This window comes from Ensifer sp. R-19, from assembly GCF_049905105.1.
Taxonomy (GTDB): domain Bacteria; phylum Pseudomonadota; class Alphaproteobacteria; order Rhizobiales; family Rhizobiaceae; genus Ensifer.
In genome coordinates, this window is record NZ_CP184569.1 from 2,148,622 (window position 1) to 2,163,868 (window position 15,247).

Annotated in this window: 20 protein-coding genes; 7 read left to right on the top strand and 13 right to left on the bottom strand. The window is 63.2% G+C overall.

Annotated elements, in window-relative coordinates:
• Nucleotides 1–26 precede the first annotated feature (26 nt).
• Nucleotides 27–920 (top strand): LysR family transcriptional regulator, encoded by an 894-nt coding sequence (locus ACN9MO_RS10590; protein WP_113133721.1) that lies wholly within the window; start codon nt 27–29, stop codon nt 918–920.
• On the opposite strand, the gene ACN9MO_RS10595 is transcribed toward ACN9MO_RS10590, so the two are convergent.
• Together ACN9MO_RS10595 and ACN9MO_RS10600 are read right to left on the bottom strand one after the other, a co-directional pair.
• Nucleotides 917–1,525 carry a hypothetical protein gene (locus tag ACN9MO_RS10595; protein ID WP_057253693.1) on the bottom strand — a complete coding sequence of 203 codons (609 nt, stop codon included), beginning with the start codon at nt 1,523–1,525 and terminating at the stop codon, nt 917–919. The two genes, ACN9MO_RS10590 and ACN9MO_RS10595, sit on opposite strands and share 4 nt — an antisense overlap.
• A gap of 15 nt (nt 1,526–1,540) precedes the next feature.
• The gene (locus ACN9MO_RS10600; protein WP_057253691.1) at nt 1,541–1,948 is read right to left on the bottom strand and encodes a GFA family protein; all 408 of its coding nucleotides are present in this window, start codon (nt 1,946–1,948) and stop codon (nt 1,541–1,543) included.
• 165 nt (nt 1,949–2,113) lie between these two features.
• Here ACN9MO_RS10600 and ACN9MO_RS10605 point away from each other — a divergent pair, with 165 nt between their 5' ends.
• The gene (locus tag ACN9MO_RS10605) at nt 2,114–2,863 is read left to right on the top strand and encodes an SDR family oxidoreductase (RefSeq protein ID WP_057253689.1); all 750 of its coding nucleotides are present in this window, start codon (nt 2,114–2,116) and stop codon (nt 2,861–2,863) included.
• Between the two features lie 83 nt (nt 2,864–2,946).
• Here ACN9MO_RS10605 and ACN9MO_RS10610 read toward each other — a convergent pair whose 3' ends face one another.
• Complete coding sequence (locus ACN9MO_RS10610; protein WP_113133720.1) at nt 2,947–3,402, bottom strand: Lrp/AsnC family transcriptional regulator; 456 nt, start codon at nt 3,400–3,402, stop codon at nt 2,947–2,949.
• 116 nt (nt 3,403–3,518) lie between these two features.
• Between ACN9MO_RS10610 and ACN9MO_RS10615 the strand changes: the two genes are divergently transcribed.
• Entirely contained in the window at nt 3,519–4,502 is a 984-nt protein-coding gene (locus tag ACN9MO_RS10615; RefSeq protein ID WP_057253685.1) for a nucleoside recognition domain-containing protein, read from the top strand.
• A gap of 10 nt (nt 4,503–4,512) precedes the next feature.
• Here the strand turns inward: ACN9MO_RS10615 and ACN9MO_RS10620 are convergent, their stop codons facing one another.
• A complete protein-coding gene (locus tag ACN9MO_RS10620) occupies nt 4,513–5,100 on the bottom strand; it encodes an immunity 26/phosphotriesterase HocA family protein (protein ID WP_113133719.1) in 588 nt (195 codons plus the stop codon).
• Nucleotides 5,097–6,122, bottom strand: coding sequence for a transcriptional regulator FtrA (gene ftrA / locus ACN9MO_RS10625; RefSeq protein WP_425987121.1), 1,026 nt, complete (start codon nt 6,120–6,122; stop codon nt 5,097–5,099). Before ftrA ends, ACN9MO_RS10620 begins: the two co-directional genes overlap by 4 nt.
• Before the next feature lie 86 nt (nt 6,123–6,208).
• On the opposite strand from ftrA, the gene ACN9MO_RS10630 reads away from it, so the two are divergent.
• Together ACN9MO_RS10630 and ACN9MO_RS10635 are read left to right on the top strand one after the other, a co-directional pair.
• Entirely contained in the window at nt 6,209–6,640 is a 432-nt protein-coding gene (locus ACN9MO_RS10630; RefSeq protein WP_425984797.1) for a rhodanese-like domain-containing protein, read from the top strand.
• 181 nt (nt 6,641–6,821) lie between these two features.
• Nucleotides 6,822–7,310: a GNAT family N-acetyltransferase gene (locus tag ACN9MO_RS10635; RefSeq protein WP_057253679.1), complete on the top strand. Its 489-nt coding sequence runs from the start codon at nt 6,822–6,824 to the stop codon at nt 7,308–7,310.
• Nucleotides 7,311–7,695: 385 nt separating this feature from the next.
• Here ACN9MO_RS10635 and ACN9MO_RS10640 read toward each other — a convergent pair whose 3' ends face one another.
• Together ACN9MO_RS10640 and ACN9MO_RS10645 are read right to left on the bottom strand one after the other, a co-directional pair.
• On the bottom strand, nt 7,696–8,931 hold the full coding sequence (locus ACN9MO_RS10640; RefSeq protein WP_425984800.1) for an HlyD family secretion protein: 1,236 nt from the start codon (nt 8,929–8,931) through the stop codon (nt 7,696–7,698).
• A 3-nt stretch (nt 8,932–8,934) separates the two neighbouring features.
• Nucleotides 8,935–9,375: a hypothetical protein gene (locus ACN9MO_RS10645; RefSeq protein WP_199536405.1), complete on the bottom strand. Its 441-nt coding sequence runs from the start codon at nt 9,373–9,375 to the stop codon at nt 8,935–8,937.
• Between the two features lie 270 nt (nt 9,376–9,645).
• On the opposite strand from ACN9MO_RS10645, the gene ACN9MO_RS10650 reads away from it, so the two are divergent.
• Nucleotides 9,646–10,371, top strand: a complete 726-nt coding sequence (locus tag ACN9MO_RS10650) for a class I SAM-dependent methyltransferase (protein WP_057253674.1) — start codon at nt 9,646–9,648, stop codon at nt 10,369–10,371.
• Between the two features lie 25 nt (nt 10,372–10,396).
• On the opposite strand, the gene ACN9MO_RS10655 is transcribed toward ACN9MO_RS10650, so the two are convergent.
• From ACN9MO_RS10655 to ACN9MO_RS10670, 4 genes are all read right to left on the bottom strand, one after another.
• A complete protein-coding gene (locus ACN9MO_RS10655) occupies nt 10,397–10,849 on the bottom strand; it encodes a hypothetical protein (protein WP_156414710.1) in 453 nt (150 codons plus the stop codon).
• 170 nt (nt 10,850–11,019) lie between these two features.
• Nucleotides 11,020–12,288, bottom strand: a complete 1,269-nt coding sequence (locus ACN9MO_RS10660; RefSeq protein WP_057253670.1) for an NAD(P)/FAD-dependent oxidoreductase — start codon at nt 12,286–12,288, stop codon at nt 11,020–11,022.
• A gap of 125 nt (nt 12,289–12,413) precedes the next feature.
• Nucleotides 12,414–13,007: an isochorismatase family protein gene (locus tag ACN9MO_RS10665; protein WP_057253669.1), complete on the bottom strand. Its 594-nt coding sequence runs from the start codon at nt 13,005–13,007 to the stop codon at nt 12,414–12,416.
• 6 nt (nt 13,008–13,013) lie between these two features.
• On the bottom strand, nt 13,014–13,478 hold the full coding sequence (locus ACN9MO_RS10670; RefSeq protein WP_057253667.1) for an Lrp/AsnC family transcriptional regulator: 465 nt from the start codon (nt 13,476–13,478) through the stop codon (nt 13,014–13,016).
• 185 nt (nt 13,479–13,663) lie between these two features.
• Between ACN9MO_RS10670 and ACN9MO_RS10675 the strand changes: the two genes are divergently transcribed.
• On the top strand, nt 13,664–14,383 hold the full coding sequence (locus ACN9MO_RS10675) for an aspartate/glutamate racemase family protein (protein WP_082616040.1): 720 nt from the start codon (nt 13,664–13,666) through the stop codon (nt 14,381–14,383).
• Nucleotides 14,384–14,444: 61 nt separating this feature from the next.
• On the opposite strand, the gene ACN9MO_RS10680 is transcribed toward ACN9MO_RS10675, so the two are convergent.
• Together ACN9MO_RS10680 and ACN9MO_RS10685 are read right to left on the bottom strand one after the other, a co-directional pair.
• A complete protein-coding gene (locus tag ACN9MO_RS10680) occupies nt 14,445–14,810 on the bottom strand; it encodes an NIPSNAP family protein (protein ID WP_057253664.1) in 366 nt (121 codons plus the stop codon).
• Nucleotides 14,810–15,190, bottom strand: coding sequence for a VOC family protein (locus ACN9MO_RS10685; protein WP_057253662.1), 381 nt, complete (start codon nt 15,188–15,190; stop codon nt 14,810–14,812). Before ACN9MO_RS10685 ends, ACN9MO_RS10680 begins: the two co-directional genes overlap by 1 nt.
• Nucleotides 15,191–15,247: the final 57 nt, after the last annotated feature.

The following is a 15,247-nucleotide window of genomic DNA, read 5'->3' on the forward strand; positions in this document are numbered from 1 at the left end:
ATCTAACGCATAAGAGAAACTTTGATATGAGCACCCTCGATCTCGATTATCTCAAAACCTTCGCGCTGGTGGCCGAACTCGGCAGCTTCTCGGCGGCCGCCGAGCGACTGGGGCTGACGCAGCCGGCAATCAGCCTGCAGGTGCGTGCGCTGGAAAAACAGCTTGGCGTGCGCCTGGTCGAGCGCGTCGGCCGCACGGCAAGGCCGAGTGCGGCAGGCGAGGAACTGCTTGCCCATGCCGGCCGCATCGAGGCTGCAACCAGCCAGGCCATCGAAGCGGTGGCGCGCCATGCCAAGGGCGTGCTTGGCCGGGTGCGGCTCGGCACCGGTGCTACCCCTTGCGCCTTCCTGCTGCCGCCGCTGCTCGCCGATCTGAAGCGCCGCTTCCCCGACCTCGATATCACGGTAACGACCGGCAACAGCGCCGACATCGTCCGGGCGGTCGATGAAAACCTGCTCGATATCGGACTGGTCACCCTGCCCGTCACCGGCCGCATCTTCGATGTCGCGCCGCTCTTCGACGAACGCTTCGTCGCAATCGCCCCTCTGGCAACCGATCTCCCCGAGAGCGTGACCGCAAAAACCCTGGCGAAGTACCCGATGATCCTCTACGAACCGGGCGCCAACACCCGCCGGATTACCGATGAATGGCTGGCGTCGGGCGGCACCGACGTCAAACCGCTGATGTCGTTCGGCAGCGTCGATGCGATCAAGGAAATGGTCGCCGCCGGCCTGGGTGCTGCCCTCGTTCCGGAGATCGCGCTGCGCGCCGGGGATCGCGAACGGCTGGAGGTGCGGCAGGTTACGCCGCCCTTCTCACGCCGCTCCGCCCTCGTGCTTCGCCGCGACAAGCGGCTCGACCGGGCGCTGCGCGAAACGCTCAATGCCCTGAGGACGCTGGAGAACCTGGACGAGGACTAGTGGGAGTTGGACAGGTCACGGAGACCGCCAGTCCCTATCGACGCCGCCTCTCGGGGACGGCACTGTTCGAGATCACGCATTGCACCCAGTTCCCGCAAGAGTTTGAAGCCCACGTAATCACTGCGCGAAAACTGCCAACGGTAGTAGCAGTCCCAATAGCTCATCACCCGATCACACGTGAGCATATAAAACACCGGGTTCGCCCTGATAAATGCCGAGACGACGTCCCGCTCCAGGTCGAGTAGAGCCGCGTGGATATCCCGGATGATTTCGACGACGTATTCGCCGATCAGCGCGATTACGAAGGGAATGGACCAGGGCTGATTGATGCGAAGGACTTCTTGCAGAGCGGCCTGGCGTTGGAAGCCGTCCGTGCTGCGCGTGAGCAAGCAAAGGGCCATCTGCCGCTCGAACAGGCTCAGTCCCGGGAACTCCGGCCTTGCCGATAGATGAACTCGGTTGGGTATGCGCAAGGTCTCGCCGAGAATGTTGACCGAAAACTGGCCGGATACATAGTCGGAATTCAACCTGAGTGCCGAAACAGCATTCACGGACTGACAGCGAAGTGCGATCGGGAAAGCCTCAGGAAACGTCTTTTCCACCATCAATCAATTCCAGCCCTACAAATGCCGCACCTCGGCCGGCATCGAACCCCAGTTGTTGTTGAGCCCATCGCAATAGGTCACGGGGGCTGAGACTAACTCGTCGATATCGACGCCATCGAGGCAGGCGACGTTGATGTTGTAGTAGGTCTCGTCGGTCATGTTCGGCGCGTCGATCCGCTCGAATGGCCTGACGCCGCACTGGCTGCAGAAGAAATGATGGGCGACCGGGTTGCGCCCGCGATAGTCCGTCAACGCCTCTTCGCCGGCGATCAGGCGGAAAGCCTCGGGCTTCACCACCACCGACCAGAGCCGCATCTTCACGCAGATCGTGCAATTGCATTTCCCGGTGCCGGCGCTGATGTCCATGTCCGCCTCGATGCGCACCGCGCCGCAATGGCAGCTCCCCCGATAGGTCCTCAGCATCCCGTTCCTCCCTGCCCCTCTTGTCGGCTCGGACTATGCCACCGGCCCCGCCGATTGAAAATCGTCGTCCCTCAACCGTCTTCCGAATTGAGTGGGCGGAAATCGGGTGGGCGCTCCCCCCTCCCAGCATTAGTCAAGGCGCCTCAACCAAAGAGGAGAAAGTCCATGACCATGCTGCAAGACAAGATCGTTATCGTCACCGGTGCCTCCTCGGGCATCGGCCGCGCAGTCGCCAAGCTCTTCGCCGCCGAGGGTGCGAAGATCGTCGCCAATGCCCGCGGCAAGGCGCAGCTTACGGCCGTTGTCGAGGCGATCCGCGAGGATGGCGGCGAAGCGATCGCCGTCAGCGGCGACGTTACCGACGAAGCCACCCATATCCGGCTGGTGGAGGCGGCGCTGAAACAGTTCGGCGGTCTCGACATCGCCGTCAACAATGCTGGCGTCGTCAACGTCATGAAGCCGGTCGCCGAGATCACCGCTTCGGAATGGCAGCAATCGCTTGCCACCAACCTCACCTCCGCCTTTCTCGGCGCCCGCCACCAGATCCCGGCGATGCTTGCGCGTGATGGCGGATCGCTGGTCTTCACCTCCACCTTCGTCGGCACCAGCGTCGGCATTCCCGGCATGGCCGCCTATGGCGCAGCGAAGGCCGGACTGATGGGCCTCGTAAAGGGCATCACCGCCGACTATGGCGCAAAGGGCATCCGCGCCAACGCCCTGCTCCCGGGTGGAGTCGATACGCCGGCGGGCGGCAGCAAGGAGCAGAAGGAATGGGCCGCCGGCCTGCACGCGATGAAGCGCATCGCCCAGCCGGAAGAAATTGCCCAGGCCGCCCTCTTCCTCTCCGGCCCGATGGCAAGCTTCGTCTCCGGTGCGGCGCTCTTTGCCGATGGCGGCAATGCTGCGGTGAAGTGACGGTCGCGACAGTCTTGTGCGCCGGGGCACGTTGCCCCGGCGCGAACCAAGCGCGCGGCGATACCGAGTGTCCCGATGCGACCCTACCCCAGCGGAATCTCCGTCGTCTCCTTGCCGGTGCGGATCACGAACGACGTGTAATAGCGCGCAACGTTGCTCTCTTCCTTGAAAAGCCGCTCGGTCAGCGCGTCGAGCTCGTCCATGTCTTTCAGTCGCAGCATCAAGAGCGCATCGGTCTCGCCGCTGACGCTATAGGCCTGGATCACCGCCGGCTCCTTGGCGGCAATGTCGAGGAAGCGGCGGACGAATTGTTCGCCGTGACGCTCGAGCTCCACGGTAATGATCGCCTTCATCGTTCGCCCGGCCTTTGCCGGATTGAGGACAGCGACAATCCGGTCGATGACGCCGGTCTGGTGAAGGCGCCTTATGCGGCGCAGGCAGCTTGACGGCGACAGGCCGACTTCAGCCGCGAGATCGGCATTGGTGCGCGACGCATCCTCCTGCAGCAGCCTCAGAAGCTTGCTGTCGATCTTGTCCATCTCCGTCCCCCTGTTGTAGCCATTTGCAATTTTATTGCATGAAAGTGCATATTTTGACCACAACTGCGAAGGGCCTCGCGCTAGTCCTTGGACAACACATTCAAGGAGACACCGTCATGGCCGTTCACATGATTTTCTACCGCAAGACGCTCGCCACACTCGAAGTCTACCTTGACCTGGTCCGCATCATCGTGCCGGTTACGATCGTTACCCATGTGCTGCAGGAACTCGGCGTCATCCGCGCGGTCGCACCCGCCTTCGAGCCGCTGATGACACTCGTCGGCCTGCCGCCAGAGCTTGCCTTCGCCTGGCTGACCGGCCTGCTTGTCGGCATCTGGGGGGCGGTCGTCGTCGTCTTCGCGCTGGTCCCGGTCTCGGAGCTGACGACTGCCGACATGACCGTCTTTTCGGCATTGATGCTGGTGGCGCATGCCATCCCGATCGAGCAGCGCATCATCCAAAAGGCCGGGCCGAGCTTCCTCGTCACCGGAGCATTCAGGATTGGCGGCGGCCTCGTCTTCGCGGCATTGCTACACCAAGTCTTCGCGGTAACCGGATGGCTCACCACGCCGCTGAATCCCACATGGATACCGGTCAACGAGGGCTCCGGCTGGCTCGCCTTCGGCTTGAGCACGCTGAAGACGCTCGCCACCATGCTCGTGGTGCTGCTCGCCTTGAGTTGGACGATCGAGATTCTGAAGCTCGTCGGCATCCTCGGCTGGCTGAACCGGGGCATGGCGCCACTCTTCCGCCTTGCGGGCATCCAGTCGCAAACGGTGCCCTTCGCCGCCGTCGGCGTGCTCCTCGGTATCTCCTACGGTGGTGCACTGCTGATCCGCGAGGCCCGCGAAGCCAAGGTCGAGCCGCGCCAGGTCTTCCTCGCCTGCGTCTTCATGGGCTTTGGCCACAGCCTGATAGAAGACACATTGGTGGTCGTCGCGCTGGGCGCGGATTTCACCAGCGTGTTCTTCGGGCGTCTCGTCTTTGCCATTGCGGCAACAGCCATCGTCGCCCGGGTCATCGCCTCGGCGCCGGACGCCGTGTTCTTCCGGTCCTTCTTTCGCAAGGACGGTACCGAACCTGCGCTGTCGGAGGCGTAGCGGCCAGCGGCTAAGCTCGGCTTGGTGATGTCAGGCGGGCCGTGTCGATTTTCAGCGCCTCGGCCCATCGGTTCGGCCGCCCCGCTGCATGATCGCGTAGCCGGTCAACGACGTGCTCCGGTTCCCATACCGCGACGCATTCGAGGCCTGTACATTCAGCAAGGGAGGCAGGACGCTCAAAATTCTGATCGGCGAAGGTGGAATGATAGAGAAAGAGGCGGCCGTTGATGATGTCCTGTCTGAAGAAGAAGGGCTCCTGCGCATTTTCTGGCGTCAACGGCTGCGAAGCGATTACAGGCCATACACCCTTGGTCACTGCATACCTGAACACACCAAGCGTAAACACGACGGGCAGCGTAGGAATTTCCTCGATTGCGACGTCTTTTGTGAACACGCCGTCGAAAAAGACAATCAACGGCTCGCTCGCAACCTGCGCATAGGCGTGCTGGCCAGACCCCAGGTCGATGCGCAGGATATCGCCGACCTTGCGCCTGACCCTCTTTGGCTTTGAGCTCGTCACACCATTTGTCCCTATTTTGTCAACTTCGGAGATCGCAAGGAGCGCGCACGCCGACGCAACGTATACCGCCAAGGTCATTCCGCAGCCAGGTTCGTAGCCGCTAAGATTCGCCCAAACGCCGCGCGGTAGGCGGCAGGTGTCGTCGAAAGCTGCTGGCGGAAGTGGTGTCGCAGCGTCTGGGTCGAGCCGAAGCCGGAGGCTTCGGCCACCTGCTCCATGCCAAGTGCGGTTTCCTCCAGCAATTGCCGGGCGCGGGAAAGCCGCTCGGTCAAGAGCCAGCGCGCCGGCGTCGTGCCGGTCGCGGCCTCGAAGCGGCGAAGGAATGTGCGCTCGCTCATGCCCGCCGCCTTTGCCAGCACGGCGATCGAGAAGTCTTCACCCAGCCGTTCGCGCATACGGTCGAGCAAGGGCCCGAGCCGGGCGCTCTCGTGCACATCAGGCACCGCCCGCTCGATGAACTGCGCCTGCCCGCCGTCGCGGTGCGGCGGCACGACCAGGCGGCGGGTCACGCGGTTGGCCGCCTCGCTGCCGAAATCGCGGCGGATCAGATGCAGGCAGAGGTCGATGCCGGCGGCACTGCCGGCAGACGTCAGCACCTGCCCGCTATCGACATAGAGCACATCGGGCACCACCTCGATGTCAGGATAAAACGCCCCAAGCTTGTCGGTATAGCGCCAGTGGGTCGTCGCCCTCCGGCCCGAAAGCAGGCCTGCCGCCGCCAGCACGAAGACGCCGGAACAGATGGAAAGGACGCGCGCGCCGCGCTGATGCGCATCCCGCAGTGCCTGGCAGACTGCCTCCGGCACCGGCTGGTCCGCGCCGCGCCAACCGGGCACGATGATCGTGCCCGCCTCGGCCAGAAGCTCGATGCCGCCATCGGCCACAAAGCGCACGCCGCCGGTTGCCCTCAGCTCGCCGGGATCGACCGAGGCGACGGCGAAGCGATACCAGTCCTCGCCCATTTCCGGCCGTGGCAGGCCGAACATCTCGACGGCGACGCCGAACTCGAAGGTGCACAGCCCGTCATAGGCGAGCGCCACGACGAGCGGATTTTGGAGCGATCGGGTAGCGGAAAACGACTTTGGCATGATCTTGAGCATATATGGCAATGTTGCCAACTGCCAGCCCTCATCGGGTGCTGCTACATATCTCTTCGTCAACACGCACCGAGCCAAGGAGAGCCCCGATGAGCTACGTCACCGAAACCCCCGCTGCTTCCCCCGAGATTGCCATTGCCCATTTCGCCGGGCGCCTCAGCGTCGAAACCGATTGCGCCGACGTCGCCCATGCGCTGAAGAGCGGCGAGCAGGATTTCGTGCTCTTGCATGTGGTCGGCTCGGACGCTGCCTATGCCCGCCGCCACGTGCCGGGCGCGATCCACCTGCCCCACCGCGAGATCAGTGCCGAGCGCATGGCCGAGTGGCCTGAAGATACCATCTTCGTCGCCTACTGCGCCGGCCCGCATCGCAACGGCGCCGATCAGGCGGCCCTCAAGCTCGCCCGCCTCGGCCGCCCCGTGAAGATCATGATCGGCGGCATCACCGGCTGGGAAGACGAAGGCTTCGCCTTCGCCACCGGCGCAGCACCGGGTGAAGCGCAGGCCCTGCTCGCCGCCTGAGCGCCGGTCAGCGCGCACCACTGCGGCGTGCGCCTTGTTCAAGATCGCTACGGCACTTCGAACCGCTGGATAATTGTCCCTAAATGGGTTGCTATCCAAGGAATCTGCAGCAAGGCCGGCGTCCCCGCCGGCCTTCAGTAACCCACACCTAACGGGTACCCCCCTTGCACGAGATGTCGAGATGAACGCATCACCCCTCACCGTCCGCCCCTTCGAACGCCACGACGTGACTGATGTGCTGGAGCTGATGCGCGGCCTTGCAATCTTCGAAGGTTACATCGACAAATTTTTCGTGACCGAAGCGGATCTCATCGAACACGGGCTTGGCGATAACCCGCGCTTCGGCGTGCTCGTCGCGGATCTCGGCGGTCGTGCAGTCGGCATCGCCGTACACTATGTCATCCCGTGGACCTACGATCTGAAGCCGACGCTGGTGCTGAAGGAACTTTTCGTTGATGAAACAGCACGTTCCTCGGGCGCAGGCGCCGCATTGATCGCAGCTTTGAAGCGCCACGCCGCCAGGATCGGCGCGCCGCGCATCAACTGGACCGTGCTTGCGACCAACGACGCCGCCAAGCGTTTTTACCGACGCGAAGGCGGCAGCCACGATGCGATCTGGGAACCCTGGACGATGCCGGTGGAGATCACCGCGGATGGCGGCGAAAGCTAGCGATCAGCCTGGCCATGGGCCGCAAAAATGACGTCTAACCCCGGCAAAGCCTTTCTAATCCGCTTGGGCAGGCCGCCGCGCGGCCCTGCCTAGCTCGAATTGACTACTCAAATGCCACATAAATTTGATTGATTTCAGACCCCGCTTTTGTCACACTGCACCTGTAATTGCACACCGCAAACATACAATCCCCGGAAGAGTAGTATGGTTGCGTTTTTATTGCCGTGCAGTTGCTTTATTTGTTTTTATTGCGCGCCTGAGCCTCCGTTCCCCGCGGAGGCTCAGTTCATTTGAGGAACAGGCAAAGAGAAAGGGCCCCGACCAGTTCCGGTCGGGGCCCTTATATTGACTGCCGCAGGGGCACTGCAGAGGCTACACCGCCCCCTCAATGCCCGCCGAGCACCAGCGTCTGCACCGGCAGCATCAGGGCCTGCATGCGCAGGATCATCGCATGGACGAGGCCCACGGCGTCGACCACGTGCAGATAGGCCCAGCGGGCGGTGCTGATATCGGGCGACTCGAGCTCGTCATGGCTGTTGGTATAGGCATTGGCGATGCAGCTGCTGCCGGGCGGAATGTCCTCGAGCACGCCGGGATAGAGCGGCTCCATGACCACGGTGAGCGTGCCGGGCCGCGAAATATTCGCAATATCGATCAGCTGATCGCTGGCGCGAACCTGGCCAGAGGCAATCACATCCTGCACCTCGGTGACGACGAGCGGGATGATGGTGAAAGGCTTGCCGACGCAGGTCGCCTCGCCGATCATGCCCACCCTGATCACCTGCGTCTCGATCTGACCGAAGCCGGCAACCAGCCATGGCTTGCCACCGGTATCTTCAGGGACGAGAACGCCCGCTGGCCGCAGAAGCGGATTGACGACCTCGCCGACCCGGAGTGCGAACTGCTGCACCCGGCCGGACACGCCGGCGCGCACGGTGGTCTTGCTAATATCGACCTCCGCCTCCTTCAGGGCCGCTTCGGCGCTCGCCTTTTGCGAAGGCAGCAGTGAAACGAGCTTGGTCTCCAGTGTCTGCTTGTTGGAAAGGACAGCGGTGAGTGCGCCCTTGCGCCCTTCGAGGTTGACCTGCCGACGCTCGATCTCGCGCCGTGCGACGACGTTGGGGTTCAGCTTGTTGAGTTCGACCTGGGTGTCGTACTCGTCCTGAGCCTGCTGCACCGCCGCCTGTGCCTGCACAATCGCGCCATCGGCGGCGACCAGCTCGGTGCGAGCGACGGCGAGCTCCGCTTCCACTTCGGCGATCTGGCGGCGGGCAACCTCGGCGGCGGCTTCCTGTTCGGAGCTGTCGAGCTTGAACAACGGCTGGCCGGCCTTCACCTTCTCGAAGCGCGTCGCATAGATTTCGGAGACCCGTCCGCTGGTCTCGGGAAGCACCGCGACGGTGCGGAACGCCGCGTTCACATGCGACGTCGACGGGTGGAAGTAGAAGATCAGCGTGATCAGCGAGATCGTCAGGATGATGCAGGCGGTGATGCCCCAGCGCAGTTCGAACCACACCGAATAGATGGTGATCTCCCGCCCGAACCTTTTGCCCTGGACATAGCGGCGGAAGAGATAGTCAGGAAGGATCGTCAGCATCGAGCAAAGCATGAATTCGAACATGGCTCAGGCCTTCCCTTCCATCGACGGCTGATCTGCAGGTGCGGCCGGATGGCTCGCCACCGGCTCGAGCTCGGGCGGCACCGGTTCAGTTGATGCATCCACCTTGCCGGCGATCCTCTCCAGAGAGCGGGAGATCGACGAGAGCGGCGACGAAAAATCCGGCAGGTCGATCAGCGCCAGGATCAGCGCCGCGATCCAGAAGATGTTGTTGTGCGTGAGCAGCGAGATCAGCCCCAGCACCGCCACCAGCTCGTATTGCACCTTGTGGCTCTTGTGCGCCATGGTTTCGGGCAGCGAATGCAGCCTGAGATAGAAGGTGCCGAGGGCGAAGATCGCCAGGATCATGAAGACGACGACGACGTTGAACAGGACGTCGCTTTGTCCCGGCGCCGTGATGAATGCCGGCAAATGATGGATTGCAGTGGGATGGATGGCCTCGGACATTACGCCTCCACAAAACGGACTGGACCAAGAGAATCGTACATTAACACACCCCCAAAAAACACAAGTAAAACCTTGCACCTCAGCCGCAACTTGACCTTGCGGCGCTCGGCGCCCTATCAGATCAACGCGCTAGCACTTTGAAATGCCGGAGGTTTCGAGCAGGATCCTTGCCGGCATGCTGTTCCCAAGGTAACGGCAAACGATGCCCGCTCGCCCTATCGCGCGCGGCAGACGACCGCGCTCTTGCCCATTGCCCCGAAGGAGACCGATATGGCCCAGAACATTTACGACAAGCCGGAATTCTTCGAAGGCTACAGCCAGCTCGGACGCTCGGTGCATGGCCTTGCAGGTGCTGCCGAATGGCCGGCGATTCGCGCCCAATTGCCGGATTTGTCGGGAAAACGCGTCGTCGATCTCGGTTGCGGCTTCGGCTGGTTCTCGCGTTTTGCCCGCGAGGCTGGTGCGGCCCAGGTGCTCGGACTTGATCTCTCGGAAAAAATGATCGCCCGCGCCAGGGCCGACACGTCCGATCCGGCGATCGACTACCGGATCGCCGACCTCGACCAGCTCGACCTCCCCGAAGAGAGCTTCGACTTCGCCTATAGCTCGCTCGCCTTCCACTATGTCGAGGATTTCGGCCGGCTCGTCACCACCATCCACCGGGCGCTCGTGCCCGGCGCCCACTTCGTCTTCACCGTCGAGCACCCGATCTATATGGCGTCGCTCAATCCCGGCTGGCGGCTTGAGAACGGCGAGCGCACCTGGCCGGTCGATCACTATTCGGCCGAGGGACCACGCACCACCGACTGGCTGGCAAAGGGCGTGATCAAGCACCACCGCACGACAGGCACGACGCTCAACACGCTGATATCAACGGGCTTTGCCATCCGCCACGTAGAGGAGTGGCGCCCGACGGAAGAGCAGATCGCGGAGATCCCTGCCCTTGCCGAAGAAGTCGATCGCCCGATGATCCTGATCGTGAAGGTTGAGAAGTAGGTAGCCACTTTGGCCCACCCTCGCGTCACGAGCCTGAGAGGAATGTTTCCATCGCCGCGCTGCGGCACGCATGGGTGACCCCGATCAGGGCCGCTTCGCGACGAGAAACATTCGCTTTGTCCCAATAGGCCTGTCCGGATTTGGCGCTCGGCCTGGACGTCGTCTCCAACATCTCAGGGAGTGTTTTGTTCACGCACCCCAGGACGAGCGCACGTACCGCCTGAATGCCGCATTCAGCGCCGTGTGCGTTCAGGCGGATTTGGGGCATTTCCTTCAGCTGTTGATCCACACCCCTCAGCAGGAAGGCGGTTTCGTCCCGTGGGAACGCATTCGCCGAGAGCACCTTTTGCAGCCGGGCCCGTTCCGCCGAGTAGCTGATCTTGGGGCAGGACGGCGCGGCTTCGGCAGCCGGAGCACTGAAACCGGCAAGCGTGAAGGCCATGGCATAAAGGCAGCCCAAGCGCTGATGTCTCGTCATCTGGATCCCCGACTCCCTGAAATGAGACGGGAACATAGAGATCAGAGCACCATCCAGAAAGTGCAATTCTGCAGCACTGCACGCCTTTGCCGACGCGCAGCGCTGTCGCCCTTTCGGAGTTGCCGCATGTTTGCCCTCCGGTCGGCTGGAATCATGCGGCAAAGAACCCCTCAGCCCTTCTCCTTCAACGTCTCCTTCTGGGTGATCAGCCGGGCGCTGTGCTGGCCGCTGAGATAGGTCCAGAACCAGCTCCAGGCGACCGCGAAGCGGCTGCGCGTGCCGATCAGGAAGTAGATGTGGGCGATGCCCCAGATCCACCATGCAAGCGCGCCCTTCAGCTTGAACCGGCCGAAATCGATGATCGCGGCGCGGCGGCCGATGGTGGCGAGGCTGCCCTGGTGGCGGTAGCGGAAATCGGCGGGCGGATTGTCGCCTGCAAGCCGCGCGCGGATGACATCGGCCACATAGGCGCCCTGCTGCTTGGCGGCGGGCGCAATGCCCGGCACCGGCTTGCCGCCGTCATAGGTAACCGAAGCCGTGTCGCCGATGACGAAGACATCGGGATGATCGGGTGCAGTCAGATCGGCGCCGACGATCGCCCGACCGGCGCGGTCGGCGGCGATATCAAGCCAGCGGGCGGCGGGTGACGCCTGGACGCCCGCAGCCCAGACGAGCGTGCGGCTGGCGACGAATTCCGCGCCGATCATCACGCCCTCTTCGGTGCAGGATGTCACCGGCGTGCCGGTGCGAACCTCGACGCCGAGGCGCTCCAGTTCCTTGACCGCATAGGCCGAGAGATCCTCGCTGAACGCAGCGAGAATGCGCGGACCCGCCTCGACCAGGAGCACGCGCGTTTGCCGCGTATCGATGCGGCGAAATTCGTCTGGAAGCGTGCGATGCGCCATCTCGGCGATGATGCCGGCAAGCTCGACGCCCGTCGGGCCGGCACCGATGACGGTGAAGGTCAGGAGCGCTGCGCGGGCATCCGGATCCTCTTCCAGCTCGGCGCGCTCGAAGGCGAGCAGCACGCGGCGGCGGATCGTCGTCGCGTCCTCCAGCGTCTTCAGGCCGGGGGCGAAGGGCTCCCATTCGTCATGGCCGAAATAGGCATGCGTCGCCCCGGTCGCCAACACCAGCGTATCGTAGCCGATGCGCTTGCCGTCCCTGAGAACGACCGCCTTTTCGGCCGCGTCCACATCCGTCACCTCGCCGAGCAGCGTCGTCACCTCCGGCCGGTCGCGCCAAAGGCTGCGGATCGGCCAGGCGATTTCCGAGGTGGCGATCAGCGTCGTTGCCACCTGATAGAGCAAGGGCTGGAAAAGATGGTGGTTACGCCGGTCGATGAGGGTGATGCGAACCGGCGCGCCGGCGAGCCCTTTGACGAGCTGCAATCCGCCGAACCCGCCGCCAACGACGACCACATGATGCCTGTCCTGCATGTTTGCTTCCAGCTGGCTCCCAGCCGGCCTTCTATTGGACATGCCACAAGATTGGGGTTGTGGTCAGCAAGGACAAGCGCAGCCACCTCATGTCACCCTTGCAAAAAGTCAAGAACGGCCGGCGATCAAGGCCTTGTCGCGAAGGTGATCTCGTCGGCCGCGTCCACCAGCACGATCTCGTCACCGAGCGACCATTCGGCCGCGCGCGCGGCCAGACGCGCCGGCACCATCGGCGAGCGGCCGGGACCGGGCGGCACGTCATAGGTGGCATGGGCGTCGTTGGCGAGGATCACGGTGAAGCCCTTGGCGATCGCCGTGCGGGCCGTCGCCGCCAGGCACATCTCCGAGAGCATGCCGCAAATTGCGATCGTTTCGATCTCTCGCTCCCGCAACAGATCCTCAAGGTCGGTGCCATCGAAACCGTCGTCCTTCAGTTTGCGCACCACCGCCTCTTCCGCCTCCGCCGAAAAGAAGAGCTGCCAGCCGTCGGTCTCCGGCTCGTCGGAGGCACCCTCGGGTCCGTCATTCTGCAGGAAGATCACCGGCACGCCTGCCGCACGAGCCTGCCGCAACAGAACCCCGACGGCGCGCTGAAGGCCGACATGGCCGGGCACCGCCTCCGGCCCGGAGATGAAAGCGCGCTGGACATCGACGACCACAAGCGCATCGGCAACGTCGCCTTCGTTCGCGGTGCTCGCCTCGTTTGCCTCATCCGTCATTGATTCTTACTCCGCATAATCGACCGGCACCGCCGTGCCGCTCTTCAGGATTTCCATCGAGATCGAGGCGGAAACGTCGAAGAGCTCCACCTTTCGCACGATCTGCTTGTAGACCACGTCGTAGTGCTCGACGCGCGGCAGCACGACCTTGACGATATAGTCATGGTTTCCCGTCAATCGATGTGCCTCGACGATTTCAGGGATATCGCTGATCGCGCGGCGGAACGTCTCGATCCACTCGTCCGAATGATGCGCCGTCTTGATCAGCGCGAAGACGGTGGTCGGCACGCCCATGCGCTCGCGGTCGAGCACGACGATCCGCCTGGCGATGTAACCCGCCTCCTCCAGCCGCTGGATGCGGCGCGAACAGGCGGAAAGCGAAAGATTGACCCGCTCTGCCAATTCGCCGACCGCGACGCTGGCATCCTGCTGCAACAGCCCAAGCAGCTTCCTGTCTCTCTCGTCAAGCACGCCGATCCCTCCACCCATTGCGATTCAATGCCGTATATATTTGCACAAATTTACCTCTATGCGCAAATTTTTCGCGCCGAACGGCATTCCTCTCGCGAACAAAGCGAACCATTCCGGCGGCTTCGGCCGCATAGTTCTGGCCATCGAACAACGGCGTGCCCGGCGCGCCATAAAGGGAAAGAGGAATGGCGATGCGCAAGATTGGTCTGATCGGCGGTATGAGCTTCGAAAGCTCGGTGGTCTATTATCGCATGGTCAACGAGGCGGTTCGCGAGCGCCTGGGCGCGCTGCACTCGGCCGAGGTGCTGCTGCATTCCGTCGACTTCCAGTCGATCGTCGACCTGCAGAAGGCTGGCCGCTGGGATGATGCCGCCAAGCGGCTTGCCGATGTCGCCCGTGGCCTGGAAGCGGCCGGCGCCGATTGCGTGCTGATCTGCACCAACACCATGCACCTGATCGCAGACGCGGTGCAGGCGGCGGTGAACATCCCGCTGATCAACATCATCGACGAGACGGCGCTCCGCCTCAAGGCCGCCGGCAGCCGCAAGCCGCTGCTGCTCGCCACCCGCTATACCATGGAGCACGGCTTCTACGCAGAGCGCATGCGGAGCCACGGCATCGACATCATGGTGCCGGACGCGGATGGCCGGACGCTCGTCCACAACGTCATCTTTGACGAACTCTGCGCCGGCAAGGTGCTGCGCTCTTCCCGCAGGGCGTTGATCGACCTGATCGACAAGGCCGAGGCGGAAGGCGCGGACGCCGTCATCCTCGGCTGCACCGAGATCTGCCTGACCCTCGACCCCAGGGCCCTGCCGCTGCCGGGCTTCGATTCCACCGCGATCCACGCGGACGCTGCCGTCGAGTTTGCGCTCGAGGGCGCGTTGCTGGCACGGGCTGCCTGAACGGGACCGAGAAACGGGTGCAAACGCAGGGCGGGAAATCCGCCCTCCGCTGTGCGTCCAGTCATTTTCTTGGAAGCGGCTGCAGGAAGATGCGCTCGTAGCTGATGAACGGCGGATCGTCCGCGTAACGCGCATTGGCCGCGATGCCGTCCGGATCGCTGGCAACGTCACGGCGATAGCGGCGGTAAGCCGCCTCGTCCGGAAAGGTAAAGAGCGCGATGGCGACATCGCCAGCGCCCTCTTCACCAAGGCCGGGAAAGCTCGTGCCGATGCCCTCGGGCTTTTCGCGCGGGACAAAATAGCCGTGGTGCGTTCCGCCGTGCCGCTCGATGAGCGTCATCCAGGTTTGGGCATAGGCATCGAACTCCGTCATCCGGCCCTGCGCGAGCCGGTAGCGGATTTCACAGGTGACGGGACTATCCGGCATCAGGCTTCCTCTCTCTTATATCCGGTTCTCGGACCGCGAAGGCCGATGCAATTGCCCCAGGGATCGCGCACCTGGCACATCCAGAGCCCCTCCTGGATCGCCATCGGTCCACGATAGAGAGGTGCGCCGAGCGCTTCGAAATGGGCAAGCGCCCGGTCGAAGTCCTCGACCGCCCAGTAGACGACGGAACCTGCGGCACCACTCGCCACCTTCTCGTCCGCCTGAACGATTTCGAGATCCACCGTGCCGACCTTGAGATAGGCGAAGTCGAACGCCTGAAGCCACCGGCGTTGTGCCGTTGGGAAAGCACGCTGATACCAGGCGAGCCCCGCTTCCGTGTCGGGAACATGCACCAGTATGGCCGCCACGCTTTCGGTCATCGCAATTTCTCCATCCCTCCATCCGCCATCCCGTTGCCCTCGATACAGGATTCGTCG